Origin of the sequence: Streptomyces sp. NPDC049915 (assembly GCF_040656475.1) — a bacterium.
Taxonomy (GTDB): Bacteria; Actinomycetota; Actinomycetes; order Streptomycetales; family Streptomycetaceae; genus Streptomyces.
In genome coordinates, this window is the sequence record NZ_JBFAMH010000005.1 from 41,761 (window position 1) to 62,839 (window position 21,079).

A 21,079-nucleotide genomic window follows, 5' to 3' on the forward strand; every position below is an offset into this window, starting at 1 on the left:
GGGGACCCCCGAAACCCGCTTGGTGATCAAGGAAGCCGCACCCTTGCGTGCGCGCCGTGGTCAGCGCGGCACCCGGTCCTCCAGCGCCGTGCGCCAGGCCGGCTCCGGGCTCTGCGCGACCGGTTCGGGACGGCGGCCACCGCGGCCGAAGAAGTCGGCCAGGGGGAGGATCGCCGCGCCGACCGTCACCGCGTCGGGGCCGAGCCGGCCCAGTTCGACGGAGACCTTCTCGGCCGGGTGCCGCAGTGCGTAGGCGGTGGCGTGGCGGCGCACCGCGGGCAGGAAGCGGGCGCCGAGCTGGAGCCCGGCCCAGCCTCCGATGAGGATCCGCTCGGGCTGGAAGAGGTTGATCAGGTCGGACAGGCCGGCGCCGAGGTACTCGGCGGTCTCCTCCAGGACGGCCAGCGCGACGGGGTCGGGCTCGGTGCCCTCGGGCGGGTAGGCGGCGGCGAGCATGGCGGTCAGGGCCGCCTCCTCGTCGTTGCCCTTCGGGGGCCGGCCGCCCTCCTCCGCCCAGCGGGCGAGCAGCGACTCGGCCCCGGCGTACGCCTCCAGGCAGCCCAGGGCGCCGCAGCGGCAGCGCCGCCCCCGCACCCGTACAGTCAGATGGCCCCACTCCACGGCCCGCCCGTGTTCCACGTCCGGGGTGACCAGGCAGGCGCCGACGCCGGAGCCGAACAGCACGACGACGGCGTTGCGGGCGCCGCGCCCGCCGCCGAACCACATCTCGGCCTGGCCGAGGGTCTTCGCGCCGTTGTCGATGAAGTACGGCACGGTGTCCGGCAGCGGGGAGCCCGCACGCAGCAGCGCCTCCAGCGGGGCGGCGTCCCAGCCGATGGTCTGACCGTGCACGACGGCCCCCTGCTCGGGGGTGTGCTCCACGATCCCGGGGACGCCGATGCCGACGCCGAGCAGCGCGTGCGCGCCGGTGCCGGAGGCGGTGAGCACCTCGGCGATGCCGTCGCGGATGTGGCCGACGATCGTCTCGACGGCGTATCCCCGCTGCTCCAGCGGCCGCTCGGCGCGGGCCAGCTCGGTGAGGGTGAGGTCGAACAGCTCCACGCGCACCCGCGTCTCGCCGACGTCGACGCCGATCATGTGGCCGCTGCCGGGCGCGACGCGCAGCAGCGTGCGCGGGCGGCCGCCGTCGGAGTCGACGCTGCCGGCCTCCTCCAGCAGGCCGTCGGCGATCAGGTCGGCGACGACGTTGCTGACGGAACCGGAGCTCAGTCCGGTGGCCGGGCCGAGCTCGAAGCGGCTGAGCGGCCCGTCGAAGTACAGGCGCTGGAGTACGGCCGTACGGTTGGCCCGCCTCAGATCACGTACCGTGCGCCCGTTCCGCCCCGCCATGTGGCTCCTTCCGCCCCTGCCGACCTGCACCCTATCTCCGAAAGGGGCGGCACCGCACTTTCCCCATCCCTTAGTTCATGGAGAAAAGTAAGCGGTCGCCCGGAAGAAGCGCCGCTCACCCCGCCGCGTACACGTCCTCCACATAGCGCCCGGTGGCGGTCATCTCGTCCAGCCACCGCTGTGCCGCCGCCTCGTCGGCTCCCCGGGTGCGGCCCCGGTACAGCGCACGGAAGGCCTCGCGTACGCCCGGCGCCATGCGTGCGCCGTCGCCGCAGACGTACACACGGGCGCCTGCGTCCAGCAGCCGGCCGACCTCGTCGGCCTCGGCGGCGATGCGGTGCTGGACGAACATCGGGCCGTCACCCGGGGGCGCGCTGAACGCGGGCCGCAGCGAGAGCGCGCCGGCGGCCTCGGCGGCGTGCAGCTCCTCGGCGTGCAGGAAGTCGGCCTCCGGCGCGTCGCAGCCGAAGTAGAGCAGCGGGCGGCAGTTCGGCGCCGACCGCGAGGGCCGCCGCGCGGTCGGCGACCACCCCGCGGAAGGGGGCGAGGCCGGTGCCGGCGGCGACCAGGACGACCGGTGCGGAGTGATCCACACGGAAGGCCTCCCGGCACGGCTGCACGCGCGCGTCGGCAGCGGACCATCGACTCGACGAAGGGGTGCGGCCGGTCGCGCTCGAAGGAGCCGAAGTCGTAGCCGAAACCGGCCAGTCCGATGGTGTCCAGGGGCATCCGCGTCATGTCGTCGGCGACGTCGACCGGCCGTCCGTCGCGGGCGGCGCGGTCCCGGGCGGCGAGAAGCCGGCGCGCGACCTTCAGCATGACGGGGTGGTAGGTGCGCATCGATGGGCCAGTGGGGTTCGTCGTTGTACGCGGTGAACAGGTCGTCGGCGGTGAACTCACGCACGTTCTGAAGCGCGGGGCCCACGTGCTTGGCGAAGCGCCGCTCGTCGGCGAGGTCGGTGACGAGGTCGAGGTCGGCGACGAACAGGGTGTCCCGCCCGTGCAACCGCCGCACCAGCACCGGCCCGTGCTCCCGCATCAGGTCCATGACCTGCTGGTTCCGGCCGCTGGCGGAGGCGCAGGTCGAGCGGATCGCGCAGGCGCTGCGGCGGCGTCACCGCTCCCGCTACCAGGTGTCCGTGCGCTGGAGGGCCCCGGGCGGTGCCGAGCGGCTCAGGGAGCTGACGGCCGACCCGGTGAGCGACACCGCCGACGACACTCCCGCGCTGCTGGTGATGGTGCGGGCGCTCGGCGAACGCACGCCTCGGGACCGGCCGCCGGCTCAGGCCACGCCGGTCGAGGCCCGTATCCTCGCGCTGCCGGCGGAGGGCGCCACCACGGCCCGCGCGGCGCGGGAGACGGGCCTGACCCCGGACGGCGTGACGTACCACCTGCGGCGGCTGTCGGCCCGCTGGGGCGCGGCGAACCGCACGGAACTGGTGGCCCGCGCCTACGCCTCCGGCGTGCTGGCCGCCGGGGTGTGGCCGCCGGGGTGTGGCCGCCGGCGCCGGCCGTCCCGGCGGCAGAGTAGGCGGTGCCCGCGCCGTCGGGGCCGAAGTGGGCCAGCGTGTGCCGGACCGTCTTCAGGTCCCGTGAGACCTACCGCCCGCTGCGGGGACCGGCTCGCCTCGGAAATCCATTGGCGTCTTCTCCTCGCCCCTGCCTAACCTAGGCGAAAACCTAGGGCCCCTAGGATCTCCGATACCGGGAAGCAGCATGAGATCACTCACCGAGCGGGACATCCGCAACTCGTTCATCAACTGCTCCAAGGGCGAGGCGAAGCGTCTGGCGGTGCCCCGGGACCTCGACCAGCGGCCCTGGGACGACCTCGACTTCCTGGGCTGGCGTGATCCGGGCGCGCCCGACCGCGCCCATCTGGTCGCCGAGCGGGACGGAGAGCTGGTCGGCGTCGCGTTCCGGTTCACGCCCGCCCGGCGCGCCCTGATGCAGCGCAGCCTGTGTGCCCTGTGCCTGACCGCGCATCCGCGCGGCGGCGTGTCGCTGATGACCGCGCGCAAGACGGGCGCGGCGGGGCGGGAGGGAAACTCGGTGGGCCTGTACATGTGCACCGACCTCGCCTGCTCCCTGTACGTCCGTGGCAAGAAAGTGCCGGAGAGCGGCACCCGGTTCGAGGAGAGTCTGACCGTGGAGGAGCAGATCGCCCGGACGAAGACCAACCTGTTCGCCTTCCTGGACAAGATCCGCGCCTGACCGGCCGGCCACCGGTTCGCGCAGGTTGCCACGGGTCTCGCGCGTCGCCCGGGTCGCCGTGATGCGCGCGGGAAGGCGCCCCGCACCGCCTCTCGCTGCCTCGCCCGGGGCCCCGAACCCTCGCCGGGAAGGTTCGCTCCGGGCGCCATGGAGGGCCGTAGTCGTTCGGTTTCGGCCATGGGGCGTTCGAGGTCGGAGGGGAACGGGAACAGGCCAAGGGATGCGAGATGTACGTGAGTGGACGCCCGACCTCGCGCGACTGAGGCAGTGGCTCGCGCGGCTGTGGCAGTGGCGGCGGGACCCCTCGGTCGTTCAGGCACTGCGGTCGGCGGCCGCGGCGACGGTCGCCTACGTCGTCGCGGTCCGGCTGAGCCCCGAGCCCGCCCCGCTGACCGCGCCGCTGACAGCGCTGCTGGTGGTCCAGGTCACCCTGTATGCCACGCTCACCAACGGCATCCGCCGGGTGAACGCCGTGGTGGCCGGTGTGCTGGTCGCCATCGCGTTCAGCCTGCTGGTGGGCCTGACCTGGTGGAGCCTGGCGCTGGTGATCGTGGCCGCGCTGGCCGTCGGCCATCTGGTGCGCGTCGAGGAGTACGTCCAGGAGGTCGCGATCAGCGCCATGCTGATCCTCGGGGTGACCACGCACGGCGCGACCGCGTGGGCACGGGTCCTGGAGACGCTGATCGGCGCCGTGGTCGGCATGGGGTTCAACCTGCTGCTCGCCCCGCCGGTGTGGGTGGACGAGGCGGGCGACTCCATCGACGACCTGGCGCGGCGGATCCGCCAGATGATGCTGCGCGTCGGCGAACAGGCCGCCGGGCGCCCCTCCTACGAGCTGGCGGCGGCCCGGCTGCACGAGGCACGCCGGCTGGACCATGCCATCTCCGAGGTGGACGCGGCGCTGCGGCAGGCCGAGGACAGCCTGCGGTTCAACCCGCGGGTGCGCGAGGGACTGCTGCACCGGGTGGTGCTGCGCACCGGCCTGGACACCCTGGAGATCTGCACGGTCGTGCTGCGGGTGCTCGCCCGCACGCTGACCGACCTGGCCAAGGAGCGCGATCCGGAGCCGCTGTTCCCGCAGGCCGCGGGCGCGGCGATCGAGGAGCTGCTCTCCGAGATCGCCGACGCGGTGGTCAGCTTCGCGGTGCTCGTCACCACGCACACCAGCCACAGCGCCGAGTCGGCAGAGGAGCGGCTGACGGCCCAGCTGCGGCAGGCCGCGGCCACCCGGGACAAGGTGGCCCAGCTGCTGCTGGAGGAGGTGCAGCACGACGCCCGGCACTGGCAGCTGAGCGGCGCCGTGCTGACCGAGGTCAACCGCATGCTCGACGAGTTGGACACCGAGCACCGCTCGCGCCGGCTGCTGGAGGAGCTGGACCGGCACACCCGTGAGCAGCGCGCACGGCTGCCGTGGGTGGCGGGGCTGCGGGAGCGCCTCGGGCTGCCGCGCCGGCTGCGCCGGGGCGGCCGGCGGCTGCGCGCCCGGATTCCGGAGCGGCTGCGGTGGAACCGCGGGACGGGGATCCGGCGTTCTCCGTGACGGCACCGCGTGCGCGGTGTCCGAAAAGGCACCACTTGAGGGAGCGTGCGGATGAGCGGTGGCGTGCGGATCGACGGGAACACCCTGCGGCTGCCGGGCGGTGTGGCGGTGCGGTTCATCCGTACGCTGCGGCTGCCGGAGTCGGGCACCCATGCGCTGCCTCCGGGGCTCGGCGAGTTCCCGGTGCGCCGGGTCGCCGACTACCCGGACACCGTGCCGGAGGCATGGCGGGCGCGCGGGGGTGTGATCCTGCCGGTGTATCTGCGCGAGGCGATGTGGCTGTCGTTCGCCGGCAGCACCGAGCCGGCCGCCCTGCAGATCGGGGCGGGCAAGGTGTGCGCGGTCTCCGGCAAGGCGTGGACCGGGCGGTTGTCGCGCGACCCGCAGAACTACGTCGTCCTGCCCCGCCAGCCCTGGCTGGACGGCATCAACTCCGGCAAGGGCACGGTGCGGCAGTTCGTCGCGGTGCCGCTCGGGCTCGGCGCGACCGTGGAGGGCCAGGTCACCGGCGAGGAGGTGTGGGGCGGCGTACAGCTGCAGTCGTTCCCGCTCGGTGAGCCGGCGCTTCAGCGGTGGCGGGAGGAGCAGCGGCGTCTCGCGGAGGCGGCTCGCGCCACCGCGACCGGCAGCTACGGCGGGCCGCCGCCGGGCGCCCCGCCCGCCATGGCGCCCGCGGCGGGTGCCGCGCCCGCCGCCCCGGGTGCCGCGCCGCGCGCCGCGGCGGCGATGGGCCTGGGCGTGGGCGGCTCCATGCGCCAGGAGGTCTACCGCGACGACCGCCCGCTGTCCGACTGGGCGGCCGAGCCCGCCGGACGGGTCTTCGTGCACCTGGTGACCCCGCCGGAGTGGCGCCGCATCACGGGCGAGGCGCCGCCGCCCTCGCCCGTCGACCGGGCGGCGTACACCCGGGCGGGCCTGCCCTGGTACGACTACTACGACGCCGACGCCGACGATCTGGCCCCCGCGGACCCGTTGCAATCCGTTCTGCCGGTCGGCGACTGGCTCGGCGACGACCACGACCCGTGGCAGGCCCCGGCCCCGCACCAGATCCACCCGTTGAAGGACGCCCCGGGCAAGCCGGTGACGGACGGCGACTGGTAGCGGCCACGAGGGGGCACCGAGGCCCGAGCCGGGTGGTCGCACCGATGACGCCCGGCGGTCGCGGCGCACGCCCTGCAACAGGTGTTGCGCGTGTCGGGTCCGTCTTGCGAGGGTGGCTGTCACGACCGGCCGGGCGGACGACTCCTCGAGGTGCGGGCATGGGCAGTGGTGGGCAAGGGGTGCGCGGGGCCGGCTGGAGCCGGCGCGGTGTGGTGGGCGCACTCGGTGGCGCCGCCGCCTCCGTGGCGCTCGCCGCGTGCGCGGCCGAGCGGGAGTCCGACGGGCCCGCCGCCGCGCGTACGGCGGCCGGGCCCTCCCGGCGGGCCGACCGGTCGGCGTCCGGGCCGCGCCCGCTCTACCTCGGCACCTACACCTCCGCGCCGGGCGGCGGCAGCGGCATCGGCCTGGCCGTCTACGACGCCGGCACCGGCCGGATCACCGGGCAGGGCACGCTGACCGGCGTACCGGACCCGTCGTATCTGGCGGTGCATCCGGACGGCCGTACGCTGTACGCGGTCGACGAGCGGGAGGACGGCGCGGTGAGCGCCGTCCATCTCGCCGACCGGCGCGTGCTGGGCAGCCGGAGCACCGGCGGGGCGGCGCCCTGCCATCTGTCGGTGCATCCGAGCGGGCGGTGGCTGCTGAGCGCCAACTACGGCTCCGGAAGCGTGGCGGTCCACCCGATCGACGCCTCGGGCGCCCTCGGCGAGCGGGCGGACCTGGTCACGCACACGTCTCCGGCGCCGGGCCCCGGACAGCAGGGGCCGCACGCACACCAGGTCGTCACGAGCCCCGACGGCGGTCACGTCCTCGCCGTCGACCTGGGCACGGACACCGTGTACACCTACCGCCTCGATCCGCGTACGGGACAGCTCACCGAGGTCGCGCGGGCCGCCACCCGTCCCGGCACCGGCCCGCGCCACCTCACCTTCCATCCGGGCGGCCGCCACGCCTACCTGGCCGGCGAGGTCGGCAACACGGTGACGGTGTGCGGCTACGACCCGGAAAGCGGCCGGCTGACCGTGGGCGCGCCGCAGTCCACGGGGGCGGAGTCCGGCACCAACTACCCGGCGCAGTTCGCCGTCACCTCCGACGGCCGGTTCGCCTTTCTCGCCAACCGGGGCCACAACAGCGTGGCCAGGTACGCGGTGGAGGCGGCCGGCGCCCGGCTGAGGCTGCTGGGCACGACGGATGTCGAGGGTGACTTCCCGCGGCAGATCGCCCTCTCCCCCGACGGCCGGCTGCTGTTCGCCGCGAACCAGAAGTCGGGCACGGTCAGCGTCTTCCACGTGGACGCCCGCACCGGCGACCTGAGCCTGGCCGGCGACCCCTTCCCGTCACCGGTCGCCGTCTGCGCGCTGCCGCTGTAGGGCGCGCTGGCAGCCGGGGCCGCTCGGCCGGGCCAGCAGGCGGTGCATGCGCTCGGTGAGCTGCGCGACGTCGTCGGCGGGGGTGTGGAAGGGCAGGCGTACGTCGCCGTGGGTGCGGGCGCGTTCGATGCGCAGCGTCAGCCCGTGCCGGTCGACGGCGAGCGGACGGACCCGGACGGCGCCGTGCACGGGGTCGATCAGACGCGTGAGGCGTTCGACGGCGCCGGGGTGGGTGTCGGCGAGGTGGGTGAGCAGCCGTGCCAAGGCCCCGGCACGGACGGCGTTCAGCCGGCGAGGACTCCGAGCAGCGCCCGCGCGCACAGGTCCCGCACCTGTTCCCGGCTCAGGTCCGAGCCGCGCAGCCACTCCAGACAGACCGCGGTCGTGAACGCCAGCCAGCCGCGCACGGCGAGGCGGACGTCGGGGCGCTGCTCGAAGAGCGGGCCGAACTCGGGGTCGGCCGCCAGGGCGGCAAGGATCTGGCGTTCCTGCACGGCCAGGGCCCGCCGGTAGACGCGCCGCACCGTCCGGTCGCCGGCCGCGTCGGCACGGTGGAAGGCGCGGTAGCCGTGGGCGTGGGCCCGCACATGCTCCAGGTAGGCGTCGAGGCCGGCGGTGAGCTGCTCGCGCACCGGCACGCCCGGCACCGCGGCCGTCAAGCGCAGCATGCGCTCGCTCTCCCGCTCCACGACCGCGGCGAAGAAGTCCCGTTTCGTCGGAAAGTAGTGGTAGAGCAGGCCGCGCGAGACACCGGCGATCTCCGCGACCTGCTCGATCCACACGTCGTCGTAGGGGCTCTCCGAGAACAGCCGGGCGCCGACCGTGAGCAGCTGCTCCCGGCGCTCCGCGGTGCTGAGCCGGCGGCGGGTGCGCTCCCCCTGGTTCGCGGCCATGCCCGCACTGTACTTGACGTGGATTCAACAAGGGGACGAGACTGAAACACGTTATTGAACCGGCGTACAACACTGCTCAACATGCCGCAGGATCAAGGGAGATCGCGCATGGCCGACGCCAGGGCGGACCACGGCCGTCACACCAGGGGGTTCCGCAGCGCCGAGCTGGGCTGGCCCGAGCTGCACCGCATTCCGCATCCGCCGCACCGGCTGCCCCTGCTCGGTGACGTGCTCGGCGCGAACCGGACCACCCCCGTGCAGGACTCGGTGCGGCTCGGCCGCCGGCTCGGCCCGATCTTCCGGCGGCGGGCCTTCGGCAAGGAGTTCGTGCTCGTGTGGGGCGGCTCCCTCGTCGCGGACCTCTCCGACGAGTCGCGCTTCGCCAAGCACGTGGGGCTCGGCATCGCCAATCTGCGCCCGGTCGTCGGGGACGCGCTGTTCACCGCGTACAACGACGAGCCCAACTGGCAGCTCGCGCACGACGTCCTGGCGCCGGGGTTCAGCCGCGAGGCGATGGCGGCCTACCACCCGATGATGCTGGACGTCGCCGCGCGGCTGACCGAGCACTGGGACCGGGCCGCCGCCGACGGCCACGGCGTCGACGTCCCCGGCGACATGACCAAGCTGACCCTGGAGACCATCTCCCGCACCGGCTTCGGCCACGACTTCGGCTCCTTCGAGCGGCCCCGGCTGCACCCCTTCGTGACGGCCATGGTCGGCACCCTCAGCCACGCGCAGCGGCTCAACACCGTGCCCGCGCCCGCGGCCCCGCTGCTGCTGCGCGGTGCGAGCCGGCGCAACGCGGCCGACATGGCGTACCTGAACCGGACCGTCGACGAGGTCGTGCGGGCCCGCCGGGCGGCGGGCGGCGGGGACGGTGACCTGCTCGACCGGATGCTGCGGACCGCCCACCCGGAGACCGGGGAGCGGCTGTCCGCGCTGAACGTACGGCGGCAGGTCATCACGTTCCTGGTCGCCGGGCACGAGACCACCTCCGGGGCACTCTCCTTCGCCCTGTACTACCTCGCCCGCCACCCCGAGGTCGCGGCCCGCGCCCGGGCCGAGGTCGAGCGGGTGTGGGGCGGGACGGAGGTGCCCGTCTACGAGCAGGTGGCGAAGCTGCGGTACGTGCGCCGGGTGCTCGACGAGTCGCTGCGGCTGTGGCCGACCGCACCCGCCTTCGCCCGGGAGGCCCGGCAGGACACCGTGCTGGCCGGGGAACACCCCATGCGGCGCGGTGCCTGGGCGCTGGTGCTGACGCCGATGCTGCACCGCGATCCCGAGGTGTGGGGCGCGGACGCCGAGCGGTTCGACCCGGACCGCTTCGACGCCGCGGCCGTACGGGCCCGGCCCCCGCATGTCTTCAAGCCGTTCGGCACCGGGGCGCGCGCCTGCATCGGCCGCCAGTTCGCGCTGCACGAGGCAACGCTGGTCCTCGGCCTGCTGCTGCGCCGCTACTCCTTCCTGCCCGACCCCGGCTACCGGCTGCGGGTGGCCGAACGGCTCACTTTGATGCCGGAGGGGCTGCGGCTGCGGCTGGAGCGCCGGTCACCCGCCGAGGTGCCGGCCGCGCGAGCGGACGCCGACGTGCGCGCGGACGAGCCGCGCGCCCCCCGCTGTCCCGTGCACGGGGCCGGGAGCTGAGCCCGGTCAGCCGGTGCGGCCGTCGAAGTCCAGGCGCTCCAGCCGCTCGGGGTCGGCCAGGATGTACATGCCGGTGATGCGGCCGTCGGCGATGGTGAGCGCCATGACCGACTTCGGCCCGCCCTCGGGGGCGTTGACCAGGCCCACCGTGCCGTTGACCAGCATCGGCCGCGCGCTGCCGGCGAACCGGGAGAACATGAGCGCCTGTTCGGCCACCGTCTTGGCGCCCTGGACCACCTTGGAGGCGGCCAGACCCCGCATGAGCGCCCCGGCGTCCACCCGCAGCGTCACGTCCGGGTGGAGCACGCCGACCAGCGCCTCGAAGTCGCCGGCGCGCGAGGCGGCGAGGAAGGCGTCCAGGACCTGCTTCTGCCGGCCGAGGTCGGGCTCCGCGGCCGGCTCGGCGCCGCGCACCCGGCGGCGGGCGCGGCTGGCGAGCTGGCGGGTGGCGGCCGAGGTGCGGTCCACGATCGGCGCGATGTCGTCGAACGGCACGGCGAACATGTCGTGCAGCACGAACGCCAGCCGCTCGTCCGGCTCCAGGTTCTCCAGGACGACGAGGAGGGCGACGCCCACCGAGTCGGCGTGCAGGACCTCCTGCTCGGGGTCGAGCCGGGACAGCGGCCGCAGTTCCAGGTCCGGGACGAAGGCGTCGACGCGGTCGTCGATCAGCTCCTCGCGGCGTGCGGCGCCCGAGCGCAGCAGGTCCAGGCAGACCCGGCCGGTCACGGTGGTCAGCCAGCCGCCGAGGTTCTCGATGGCGTCGGAGTCGGTGCGGCTGAGCTTGAGCCAGGTCTCCTGCACCGCGTCCTCCGCCTCGGCCAGCGAGCCGAGCATGCGGTAGGCCACGGCCCGCAGATGCCCGCGGTGCTCCTCGAAGCGGTCGGCCAGTGCCTGGGTGGTGTCCATGGGCGCGTCTCCCCCGCGTGTCGTCGGCTGCCGTGTCATCTGCTGAACAGTTCGAAGGCCACGGCCGGACGACCGCCGAAGCGTTCCGCCGCCGCCTGGGCGTTCGCCGTGAGGAATCCGCGCGCGTAGGTCTCCGGGTCCTCCTCGGTCAACGCCTCGATGTACGTGCGGTGTTCCAGCAGCGAGCGCACCGCGCGCTCCAGGCCGGGCGTGGCGTCCACGGCGTGGGTGGGCGAGGCCGAGCCGGCGACCGCGACCCAGCGCACGCCGTCCCAGGGCTCAAGGCCCTGCTCGGCCAGTTCGGGGAAGATCCAGCGGTTGCCCGCGTCGGAGGCGGCGTCGAGGGTGGCCCGGCCGACCGCCACATGGTCGGGAGTGTTCCAGGCGACGCCGCCCCAGGTGTCCCGGTGGTTGAGGGTGATGATCAGCTCGGGCCGGTGGCGGCGGACGGCGGCCCCGATGTCCCGGCGCAGCGCCGGGCCGTACTCGATCACTCCGTCGCGGTGGTCGAGGAACTCCACGCTCGACACCCCGACGGCCGCCGCGCTTGTGCGCTGCTCCCGTTCGCGCAGCGGGGCGCACACGGCGGGCTCCAGCGTGTCGATGCCGGCCTCGCCGCGGGTCGCCAGCACGTACGCGACCTCGCGGCCGGCGTCGGTCCAGGCGGCGACGGCCGCCGAGCAGCCGTACTCCAGGTCGTCCGGGTGGGCCACCACGGCCAGGGCGCGCTGCCAGTCCTCGGGCATGGGCTGCAGTTGAGCGTTCGTCGGCTCGGTCATGGGCGCACAGTAACCCGTGCGGAGGGCGATGACCGGTCCTTTGTGGATCTTGACGGAGATGACCGTGCGCCGAGCTGCGAACGGCCGGCGTTCACACCTCGTCGCGGGCGAGGGCGAGCAGCCGGTCCAGGACCCGCGGGCCGCCCACGCGCACCCCGTCGTGCTCGAACTCGTCGGTCACCCAGGTGCGCAGGGAGCGGATCGCCCGCGCGGTGGCGAGGGAGTGGTCCGCGTCGACGTACATGTCGTCGTGGTAGACGGCGGCGGCGACCGGTACCTCGTTCGCGGCCAGGCGCTCACGGTCGTACAGGGGCCTCCAGTCGGTGCGGGCCGCGAGCAGTTCGGCGGTCTCCTTCAGCGGGCGCAGCGCCGGGTCGCAGTCGAACATCCAGGGATGGACCGTCTCGCCGGTGAACAGCAGCGGCCCGTCGCCCGCGAGCGTCTTGGCCGCGTCGAACTGCGGGAACTCGGAGCGGACCCGTTCGGCGGCCCAGGCGGTGGGGCGGGCGTCCTGTCCGTAGATCGACTCGTGCACGAGGGCGTACAGCGGGTGCGCGGCGTACGACAGCAGACCCCGCACCTCCTCCTGGAAGGCGTCCGACAGCTGCCGGCCGCCCACCGTGGGCACGAACGCGTCCTCCAGCAGGTAGTGCAGGCGGTGGCTGCCGTCACCGGTGCCCAGGAGGATGCCGAGGGACTGGAAGGCCTCGACGGTGAGCCGGTACCCGCCGGGCAGGACCACGTCCTGGCCGAGCAGGTGGTCGGCGATACGGCGGGCCCGCTCGACGTCCTGCGGGTAGCGGGCGTAGTGCGCGGCGACCTTGCGTTCGATGCGCGGGTAGGCGGCCCGGTAGACGTCGTCGGCGTGGGCGTCGAGGGCGGGCAGCCCGCCGGTGATCAGCGCGGCGGCCAGGCCCTCGGGGGCGGTGGAGAGGTAGTGGACGGTGCAGAAGCCGCCGAAGCTCTGACCGAGCACCGTCCAGGGGGCACCGCCGGTGACCTGCGGGCGGATCGCCTCGCAGTCGCGCACGATGGAGTCGGCGCGGAAGTGCGTGAGGTAGTCGGCCTGCGCGGCCGGACCACCGCGCAGCGGCAGGGTCTGGCGGTTGGCGGGTGTGGAGGCGCCGGTGCCGCGCTGGTCCAGCAGCAGCACGCGGAACTCGCGCAGCGCGCGGTCCAGCCAGCCCGTGCGGCCGGTGAAGCGCTGTGCGCCGAATCCGGGGCCGCCCTGGAGGTACACCAGCCACGGCAGGTCCTGGCGGGCCTTGTCGCTCGCGACCGCCTCGCGGGCGTACAGCTCGATGGTCTCCCCCGCGGGGTCGGCGTGGTCGAGCGGCACGGTGAAGCGGCGGTCGGTCAGGTGGACGCCGGGCTGGCGGTAGCTGGTGGTCAACGCGTCTCCCCGGTGCGGACGGTGGGTGCGATCGGTCCCAGTCCAGCACACGCCGGGTCGCCGCGCCCCGCCGGGGCAACTGAACGTCGGTTCACCCGTCGCTGACCGGTGGGTCAGCGTCCCGGCAGGCTGGAGCGGCGTACCACCAGCTCCGGCTGGAGGACCACCCGGCGGTGCTCGTGCGGCTGCTTGCCCCGCTCCTCGGTCTCCTCCAGCAGCAGCTCGGCGGCCAGGGCGCCGATGGTGACGGCGGGCTGGCGCACCGAGGTGAGCGGGACGGCCGCGGCGGCGGCGAACTCGATGTCGTCGTAGCCGACGATCGCGAGGTCGTCGGGGACGCCGACCCCGGCGGCGTACATGGCCTGGAGCACGCCGAGGGCGAGCAGGTCGTTGGCGCAGAAGACGGCCGTGGGCCGCTCGGCGAGGCCGAGCAGGCGGGCGCCGGCGTCCCGGCCGGCGGCGACGTCGAGCCGCTCGGTGGGGATCTCGCGCAGCGCGTCCGGGCCGAGCCCGGCCTCGGCGAGGGCGTTGAGGGCGCCGGTGCGGCGGTCACGGACCTGGTTGAGTCCGGACGGACCGCTGACGTACGCGATCGAGCGGTGCCCGGCGTCCACCAGGTGCCGCACCGCCAGGGCACCGCCGGCGACGTCGTCGACGGACACCGAGCACTCGGCGGCGCCCTCGGCGACCCGGTCGACCAGCACGAACGGGATGCCGTGCCGGCGGAAGGCGCCGATGTTGCGGCCGGAGGCGTCGGTGGGGGTGAGCAGCACGCCCCGCACGCGCTGCTCGGCGAAGAGGGAGAGGTACTCGGCCTCCTCGCCCGCGCTCTGGGCGCTGTTGCAGACCATCACGCCGAGCCCTGCCTCGCGCGCGGCCCGCTCGGCGCCGCGCGCGACGTCCACGAAGAACGGGTTGCCCATGTCCAGCACCAGCAGGCCCATGATCCGGCTGCGGCCCGCGCGCAGCTGGCGCGCCGACTCGCTGCGGACGTAGCCGAGCCGGTCGATCGCGGACAGCACCCGCGCCCGGGTCTCACTGGCGACCGTGTCGGGCCGGTTGATCACGTTCGACACCGTGCCGACGGAGACTCCGGCGGCACGGGCGACGTCCTTGATACCCACCGACTGGGCCATCGGGCAGGGACCTCCTGGGGTTTCTGGAGCGGCGGGGAGAGCTTCACACTACGTCACGCCAGGTGGAAGACCTCGGTGAGCGGTTTCATCGCCTCGTCGGGGCGGGCGCCGTCGAGGGACTCGAAGAAGGGCCCCATCTCGGCCTGCCACCGGGCGTTGACCTCGGTGGCCTCCATCCCGGCCTTGGCGGCCTCGAAGTCCTCCGTCTCCAGATAGCCGACCAGCAGGCCGTCGTCGCGCAGGAAGAGCGAGTAGTTGTGCCAGCCGGTGGCCGCCAGCGCCTCGCGCATCTCCGGCCACACGGCTGCATGCCGTTCCCGGTACTCGGCCACGCGGTCCTCGCGGACCTTCAGCAGGAAGCACACGCGCTGCATCGGACGGGTCCCCCCCTCGTGCGTCAGAAGTTGAACTGATCGATGTTCTTGGCGTCGAACACGGTGGGCTTGCCGAGGCTGATCACGCCGTCCTTGCCGATGGTGTACGTCGCCGAGCCGGCCTTGTACGTCTCGCCCTCCTTGCCGGTGATCTGCCCGGACGACAGCGCGACGGCGGTACGGGCGGCGAGGTCGCCGAGCTGGGCCGGGTCCCACAGCTCGAACGCCTCGACGGTGCCGTTCTTGACGTACTTGCGCATGTCGTTGGGGGTGCCGAGGCCGGTCAGCTTGACCTTGCCCTTGTACTTGGAGCCGGACAGGTACTGGGCGGCCGCCTTGATGCCGACGGTGGTCGGGGAGATGATCCCCTTCAGGTCGGGGTGCTCCTGGAGCAGGCCCTGGGTCTGCTGGAAGGACTGCTGCGGGTCGTCGTTGCCGTAGGCGATCTTGACCAGCTTGACGTCCTTGTACTTGGGGTCCTTCAGCTCGTCCTTCATGAAGCCGATCCAGGTGTTCTGGTTCGTCGCGGTCTGCGCGGCGGACAGGATCGCGATCTCGCCCTTGTAGCCGATCTGCCGGGCGAGGAGCTGCACCTCGGTGCGGCCGAGGTCCTCGGCGGAGGCCTGCGAGACGAAGGCGTTGCGGCAGTCGGTCTTGGTGTCGGAGTCGTAGGTGACGACCTTGATGCCGTTGCTCATGGCCTGCTTCAGCGCGGTGCACAGGGCACCGGGGTCCTGCGCGGAGACCGCCATCGCGTTCACCTGCTGCTGGGTGAGGGTGTTGACGTAGGAGACCTGGCCGGCGGTGTCGGTGGCGCTGGACGGGCCGACCTCCTTGTACTTGCTGCCCAGCTCGGTGAGCGCCTTCTGGCCGCCCTTGTCGGCGGTGGTGAAGTAGGGGTTGTTGACCTGCTTGGGCAGGAAGCCGACGGTCAGCCCCTTCTTGGTGGCGGCGTTCGGGTCGGCCTTGCCGGCCGCGGCCCCCGAGCCGGAGCCCTGGTCCTGCACGTCGTTCTTGGTGGTGCCGCCGCAGGCGGTGAGGGCGAGGGCGAGGGAGGTCCCGGCGGCGAGGGCGGCACAGGCACGGCGGAGGGAAGACTTACGCATGGCGGGGAGTCCTTAGATACGGAGGTGAGCTGGACGCGCCCCAAAGGGGCGCGCGGCTGTATTTGATGTGCGGCGCCGCCGCGCGGGCGCGACCAGCCACAGACGGCCCGCAGCTTCACAACGGCCTAGCCGGCGGAGCGAGCCGCGGAGCGCACCGCGCGGGCGACGACGATCTGACGGGCGACGCGCGGCCCGAGCACGGACACCACGAGCAACACACCCGTGACGACGATCTGCGACTGCGCGGAGACGTTCAGCAGACTCATCACGTTCTGCAGCGCACCCAGCAGGAACACCCCGGCGATCGCGCCGCCCAGCGTGCCCTTGCCGCCGTCGAAGTCGATACCGCCGAGCAACACGGCCGCGACCACGGACAGTTCCAGGCCCGTGGCGTTGTCGTAGCGCGCGCTGGCGTAGTGCAGCGCCCAGAAGATGCCGGTCAGCGAGGCCATGAAACCGGTCGCGACGAACAGCAGGAGCTTGGACCGCTTGACGCGGATGCCCGCGAACCGTGCCGCCTCCTCGCTCGCGCCGATCGCGAACAGTGACCGCCCGAACGGGGTGGCGTGCAGCACGACGACGGCGATGACGAGCAGCGCGAGGAAGGGCAGGAACGCCTGAGGCAGGAAGCTGTCACCGACGCGCCCGGCGGCGAAGTCCAGGTACCCGGAGGGGAAGTCGGTGACCGCGTTCGAGCCGAGCACGATCTGCGCGATGCCCCGGTACAGGGCGAGCGTGCCGATGGTGACGGCGAGCGAGGGCAGGCCCAGCCGGGTCACGAGCAGGCCGTTGACCAGGCCGCAGACCCCGCCGAGCAGCAGGCACAGCGGGATGATCGTCTCGATGGCCATGCCCTCGTTCCACAGCCGGCCCATCACCGCGCCGGACAGCCCGGCGGTGGAGGCGACGGACAGGTCGATCTCACCCGAGACGACGAGCAGGGTCATCGGCAGGGCGATGAGGGCGATCGGCAAGGTGTTGCCGATGAGGAAGGACAGGTTCAGCGCGTTGCCGAAACCGTCCACGAGGGAGAACGACAGCAGGAGCAGGACGATCAGCAGGGCACCGACCACCGTGTCCCAGCGGACGGCACGGGTCAGGGACTCAGGCATGGCGGGTGTCCCCCTTCTGCGGGAGCGGCTTCACATGGGCCGACTTCTTCTTCAGGGCGGCGGCCACCCGCAGGGCGACGATCCGGTCGACCGCGATGGCGAGCAGCAGCAGCGCCCCGTTGATGGCGAGCACCCACACGCTGCTGACGCCGAGCGCGGGCAGCACGCTGTTGACGGAGGTCAGCAGCAGCGCGCCGAGGGCGGCACCGTAGACGCTGCCGGAGCCGCCGGTGAAGACGACGCCGCCGACCACCACCGCGCTGACGACGGTGAGTTCGAAGCCGCTGCCGGTCCCGGAGTCGACGTTGCCGAACCGTGCGAGGTACAGGGCGCCGGCGAGGCCCGCGAGCGCGCCGCAGAAGGTGTACGCGGCGAGGATGCGCTTGCGCACGGGGATGCCGGCGAGCCGCGCCGCCTCGGGGTTGGAGCCGAGCGCGTACAACTCGCGTCCGCTGCCGTAGTGCTTGAGGTAGTACGCCGTGGCGACGAGCACCACGAGGGCGATCAGGGCCAGGTAGGGGACCGCGGAGAAGCCGCCGGAGCCGAAGTCGACGAAGGAGCCGGGCAGGTCGGCCGCGGTGATCTGGCGGGAGCCGACCCAGATCGAGTCGATGCCGCGGATGATGTAGAGGGTGCCGAGGGTGACGACGAGGGCGGGCACCTGGCCGAGGCTGACGAGCAGGCCGTTGAGCAGCCCGAAGCCGACGCCGAGCAGGACGGCGAGGACGATCGCCACGACGGGGTTGCCGCCGCCCTGGAGGTAGGTGCCGGCGGCGAAGGCGCTGATGCCGAGGACGGAGCCGACGGACAGGTCGACGTTGCGGGTGATGACGACGAGGGACTGGCCGGTGGCGACCAGCACCAGGATCGTCGCGTTCAGCAGCAGGTCCTTGATGCCCTGTTCGGACAGGAACTGGCTGTTGCCGGCCTGGGTGACGGCGATCATCACCAGGAAGACGACCAGGATGGCGAGTTCGCGCATCTTGAAGACGCGGTCGACGAGACGGGTGCCGCCGGACTTGGGCACGTCGGCGACGGGAGCGTGGTCGGGAGCGGTCACGGTCATGCGGCCCTCCTGACGGGAGCGGTGGGCGTCATGCGGCGGCTCCTGTCACAAGCGGTGGGCGTCATGCGGCGGCCCTCCCGGTGGCGGCGGCCATCACGGTTTCCTCGGTGGCTTCGGTGCGGGGGATCTCGGCGGTCAGCCGGCCCTCGTGCATCACGAGCACGCGGTCGGCCATGCCGAGGATCTCGGGCAGGTCGGAGGAGATCATCAGCACGGCGACCCCGTCGGCGGCGAGCCGGGACAGCAGCCGGTGCACCTCGGCCTTGGTGCCGACGTCGATACCGCGGGTCGGCTCGTCGACGATGAGCACCCGGGGGCTGGTGGCCAGCCACTTGGCGAGGACGACCTTCTGCTGGTTGCCGCCGGAGAGCGTGGAGACGGCGTCCGCGATCCGGGCGTACTTCACCCGGAGCCTGACCGCCCAGTCGAGGGAGCGGCTGCGTTCGGCGCCGCGGTCCATGAGGCCGGCCTTCACGGTCGTGCGCAGACCGGTGAGGCCGATGTTGCGCTCGATGGACATGTCCATCACCAGGCCCTGGGCCCGCCGGTCCTCGGGCACGAGCGCGAGTCCGGCGGCCATCGCGCTCGACGGCGCCCCGTTGACCAGACGCTTTCCGTCCACGGAAACCTCGCCGGCGTCCCGGCGGTCGATGCCGAAGACGGCCCGGGCGACCTCGGTGCGGCCCGCGCCGACCAGTCCGGCGAGGCCGACGATCTCGCCGCTGCGCACCTCGAAGGAGACGTCGGTGAACACCCCTTCCCGGGTCAACCGCCGCACGCTCAGGGCTACTTCGCCAGGGCGGACGTCCTGCTTGGGGTACAGCTCGTCGAGGTCGCGGCCGACCATGCGGCGCACCAGGTCGTCCTCGGTCATGCCGTCCAGCGGTTCGCCGGCGATCCAGGCGCCGTCGCGCAGGATGGTGACCTTCCGGCAGATCTGGAAGATCTCCTCCAGCCGGTGCGAGATGAACAGCACCGCTGCGCCCTGCTCGCTCAGGGTGCGCACGACGCCGAAGAGGCGGGCCACCTCGCTGCCGGTGAGGGCGGCGGTCGGCTCGTCCATGATCAGTACGCGGGCGTCGAAGGAGAGCGCCTTGGCGATCTCGACGATCTGCTGGTCGGCGATGGACAGGCCGCGTGCCGGGCGGTCGGGGTCGAGGCCGACGCCGAGGCGCTGCATCAGGGCGAGCGTGGCGGCGTGGGTGGCCTTGTGGTCGATGCGGCCGAGGGCCTTCTTCGGCCGGCGGCCCATGAAGATGTTCTCGGCGATCGACAGGTCCGGGAAGAGCGTGGGCTCCTGGTAGATCACGGCGATCCCCGCGTCACGGGCGTCGCCGGGGCCGTGGAAGGCGACGGGACGGCCGTCGAGCAGCACCTGGCCGGCGTCCGGCCGGTGCACCCCGGCGAGCGTCTTGATCAGGGTCGACTTTCCGGCGCCGTTCTCCCCGGCGAGGGCGTGCACCTCGCCGGGGAACAGCTCCAGGCGGACGTCCCGCAGGGCCCGTACGGCGCCGAAGGACTTGGAGACGTCCTTGAGCGCCAGCACCGGGACCGGCCCCGAGTCGGACGGGTGGGTCATGAGGGCTCCTCGACGACGCCGGCAGGTCGGACCTTCGCAGCGCCGTGAAAGGTTTCAACTGGATTGCCGGGACCGTAGACAGCGTCACTCGTCTGCGTCAATGGGTTCGTATCGAAAAACTTTCGACGCCAGAAGGTCACGCCCAGATTACGGCGAAGAGTGCTCGACCGGGGTCTTGACACGCTTCCGGGGGGCTCATAGCTTCGCTTTCTGAATCGTTTCATTGACGCCGTTCCTCGATGCCCCCGCATCGATCCCACGTTTCTCCGATGCCACCAGGAGTCCGGAAGTGACCGACCTCGCCGCGGTGAAGGCCGCGCTCAAGACCCAGGCCGTCGAGACGCCGTCATGGGCGTACGGGAACTCCGGCACCCGCTTCAAGGTGTTCGCCCAGGCGGGCGTACCCCGTGACCCGTACGAGAAGCTCGACGACGCGGCCCAGGTGCACGCCGTCACCGGCGTCGCGCCGACCGTGGCGCTGCACATCCCCTGGGACAAGGTCGACGACTACGCGGCGCTGGCCAAGCACGCGGAGGAGCGCGGGCTGAAGCTCGGCGCGATCAACTCCAACACCTTCCAGGACGACGACTACAAGCTCGGCAGCATCTGCCACCCGGACGCGGCGGTGCGCCGGAAGGCCGTCGATCATCTGCTGGAGTGCGTCGACATCATGGACGCGACGGGCTCCGCCGATCTGAAGCTGTGGTTCGCGGACGGGACGAACTATCCGGGGCAGGACGACATCCGTGCCCGGCAGGACCGGCTGGCCGAGGGGCTAGCGGAGGTGTACGAGCGGCTGGGCGAGGGGCAGCGGATGCTGCTGGAGTACAAGCTGTTCGAGCCGGCGTTCTATACGACCGATGTGCCGGACTGGGGGACGGCGTACGCGCACTGTCTGCGGCTGGGCGAGAAGGCACAGGTCGTCGTGGACACGGGGCACCACGCGCCGGGGACCAACATCGAGTTCATCGTCGCCACGCTGCTGCGGGAGGGGAAGCTCGGCGGGTTCGACTTCAACTCGCGGTTCTACGCGGACGACGACCTGATGGTGGGGGCGGCCGATCCGTTCCAGCTGTTCCGGATCATGTACGAGGTCGTGCGCGGGGGTGGGCTCGCCTCCGAGGTGGCGTTCATGCTCGACCAGTGCCACAACATCGAGGCGAAGATCCCGGCGATTGTGCGTTCCGTGATGAACGTGCAGGAGGCGACGGCGAAAGCGCTGTTGGTCGATCGGGGGGCGTTGGCTGCGGCGCAGGCCGCGGGGGATGTGCTGGGCGCGAATGCCGTGCTGATGGATGCGTTCAACACGGATGTGCGGCCGTTGCTGCGTCAGGTGCGGGCGGAGATGGGGCTGGATCCCGATCCCCTGGCTGCGTATGCGCGGTCCGGGTGGGCCGGGAAGATCGTGGCTGAGCGGGTGGGTGGGGAGCAGGCCGGGTGGGGGGCGTGACGCGTCTGCCGGGTTCTTGTTCGTTGCGGGGTGCGGGGCCGCTGTGGCTGGTCGCGCAGTTCCCCC

Annotated in this window: 17 protein-coding genes and 3 pseudogenes; 7 read left to right on the plus strand and 13 right to left on the minus strand. The window is 72.9% G+C overall.

What is annotated here, in order from left to right:
* Window positions 1-60 precede the first annotated feature (60 nt).
* Together AB0J12_RS09980 and AB0J12_RS09985 are read right to left on the minus strand one after the other, a co-directional pair.
* Window positions 61-1,350 carry an ROK family transcriptional regulator gene (locus AB0J12_RS09980; protein WP_363263768.1) on the minus strand — a complete coding sequence of 430 codons (1,290 nt, stop codon included), beginning with the start codon at window positions 1,348-1,350 and terminating at the stop codon, window positions 61-63.
* A gap of 115 nt (window positions 1,351-1,465) precedes the next feature.
* Window positions 1,466-1,976 (minus strand): annotated as a pseudogene (locus tag AB0J12_RS09985) (reductase); the annotation flags it as partial.
* 303 nt (window positions 1,977-2,279) lie between these two features.
* On the opposite strand from AB0J12_RS09985, the pseudogene AB0J12_RS09990 reads away from it, so the two are divergent.
* The 5 genes and pseudogenes from AB0J12_RS09990 to AB0J12_RS10010 form a co-directional block, all read left to right on the plus strand.
* Window positions 2,280-2,840: pseudogene (locus AB0J12_RS09990) on the plus strand (LuxR C-terminal-related transcriptional regulator); the annotation flags it as partial.
* Window positions 2,841-3,066: 226 nt separating this feature from the next.
* A complete protein-coding gene (locus AB0J12_RS09995; protein ID WP_363263769.1) occupies window positions 3,067-3,561 on the plus strand; it encodes an FBP domain-containing protein in 495 nt (164 codons plus the stop codon).
* Window positions 3,562-3,781: 220 nt separating this feature from the next.
* Complete coding sequence (locus AB0J12_RS10000) at window positions 3,782-5,101, plus strand: FUSC family protein (protein ID WP_363263770.1); 1,320 nt, start codon at window positions 3,782-3,784, stop codon at window positions 5,099-5,101.
* A 51-nt stretch (window positions 5,102-5,152) separates the two neighbouring features.
* Window positions 5,153-6,202, plus strand: coding sequence for a hypothetical protein (locus AB0J12_RS10005; protein ID WP_363263771.1), 1,050 nt, complete (start codon window positions 5,153-5,155; stop codon window positions 6,200-6,202).
* Window positions 6,203-6,360: 158 nt separating this feature from the next.
* Window positions 6,361-7,572: a lactonase family protein gene (locus AB0J12_RS10010; RefSeq protein ID WP_363263772.1), complete on the plus strand. Its 1,212-nt coding sequence runs from the start codon at window positions 6,361-6,363 to the stop codon at window positions 7,570-7,572.
* On the opposite strand, the pseudogene AB0J12_RS10015 reads toward AB0J12_RS10010, so the two are convergent.
* Both AB0J12_RS10015 and AB0J12_RS10020 read right to left on the minus strand, forming a co-directional pair.
* Window positions 7,540-7,833: pseudogene (locus AB0J12_RS10015) on the minus strand (DUF2470 domain-containing protein); the annotation flags it as partial. The gene AB0J12_RS10010 and the pseudogene AB0J12_RS10015 overlap by 33 nt on opposite strands.
* A 23-nt stretch (window positions 7,834-7,856) precedes the next feature.
* Entirely contained in the window at window positions 7,857-8,465 is a 609-nt protein-coding gene (locus AB0J12_RS10020) for a TetR/AcrR family transcriptional regulator (protein ID WP_363263773.1), read from the minus strand.
* A 108-nt stretch (window positions 8,466-8,573) separates the two neighbouring features.
* On the opposite strand from AB0J12_RS10020, the gene AB0J12_RS10025 reads away from it, so the two are divergent.
* Window positions 8,574-10,109, plus strand: coding sequence for a cytochrome P450 (locus AB0J12_RS10025; RefSeq protein WP_363263774.1), 1,536 nt, complete (start codon window positions 8,574-8,576; stop codon window positions 10,107-10,109).
* A 6-nt stretch (window positions 10,110-10,115) separates the two neighbouring features.
* Here AB0J12_RS10025 and AB0J12_RS10030 read toward each other — a convergent pair whose 3' ends face one another.
* From AB0J12_RS10030 to AB0J12_RS10070, 9 genes are all read right to left on the minus strand, one after another.
* Window positions 10,116-11,018 carry a sigma-70 family RNA polymerase sigma factor gene (locus tag AB0J12_RS10030; protein WP_363263775.1) on the minus strand — a complete coding sequence of 301 codons (903 nt, stop codon included), beginning with the start codon at window positions 11,016-11,018 and terminating at the stop codon, window positions 10,116-10,118.
* A 35-nt stretch (window positions 11,019-11,053) separates the two neighbouring features.
* A complete protein-coding gene (locus AB0J12_RS10035) occupies window positions 11,054-11,797 on the minus strand; it encodes a PIG-L deacetylase family protein (protein ID WP_363263776.1) in 744 nt (247 codons plus the stop codon).
* Window positions 11,798-11,888: 91 nt separating this feature from the next.
* Window positions 11,889-13,190, minus strand: coding sequence for an alpha/beta fold hydrolase (locus AB0J12_RS10040; RefSeq protein ID WP_363263777.1), 1,302 nt, complete (start codon window positions 13,188-13,190; stop codon window positions 11,889-11,891).
* 113 nt (window positions 13,191-13,303) lie between these two features.
* Window positions 13,304-14,326, minus strand: coding sequence for a LacI family DNA-binding transcriptional regulator (locus tag AB0J12_RS10045; RefSeq protein WP_363263778.1), 1,023 nt, complete (start codon window positions 14,324-14,326; stop codon window positions 13,304-13,306).
* A 53-nt stretch (window positions 14,327-14,379) separates the two neighbouring features.
* Complete coding sequence (locus tag AB0J12_RS10050; protein WP_363263779.1) at window positions 14,380-14,700, minus strand: L-rhamnose mutarotase; 321 nt, start codon at window positions 14,698-14,700, stop codon at window positions 14,380-14,382.
* 23 nt (window positions 14,701-14,723) lie between these two features.
* Window positions 14,724-15,806: a rhamnose ABC transporter substrate-binding protein gene (rhaS, locus tag AB0J12_RS10055; RefSeq protein WP_363263780.1), complete on the minus strand. Its 1,083-nt coding sequence runs from the start codon at window positions 15,804-15,806 to the stop codon at window positions 14,724-14,726.
* 125 nt (window positions 15,807-15,931) lie between these two features.
* A complete protein-coding gene (locus AB0J12_RS10060) occupies window positions 15,932-16,918 on the minus strand; it encodes an ABC transporter permease (protein WP_363263781.1) in 987 nt (328 codons plus the stop codon).
* Window positions 16,911-17,984 carry an ABC transporter permease gene (locus AB0J12_RS10065; protein ID WP_363263782.1) on the minus strand — a complete coding sequence of 358 codons (1,074 nt, stop codon included), beginning with the start codon at window positions 17,982-17,984 and terminating at the stop codon, window positions 16,911-16,913. Before AB0J12_RS10065 ends, AB0J12_RS10060 begins: the two co-directional genes overlap by 8 nt.
* A gap of 61 nt (window positions 17,985-18,045) precedes the next feature.
* A complete protein-coding gene (locus tag AB0J12_RS10070) occupies window positions 18,046-19,563 on the minus strand; it encodes a sugar ABC transporter ATP-binding protein (RefSeq protein ID WP_363263783.1) in 1,518 nt (505 codons plus the stop codon).
* A 289-nt stretch (window positions 19,564-19,852) separates the two neighbouring features.
* Between AB0J12_RS10070 and rhaI the strand changes: the two genes are divergently transcribed.
* Window positions 19,853-21,013 (plus strand): L-rhamnose isomerase, encoded by a 1,161-nt coding sequence (gene rhaI, locus AB0J12_RS10075; protein ID WP_363263784.1) that lies wholly within the window; start codon window positions 19,853-19,855, stop codon window positions 21,011-21,013.
* Window positions 21,014-21,079 lie beyond the last annotated feature (66 nt).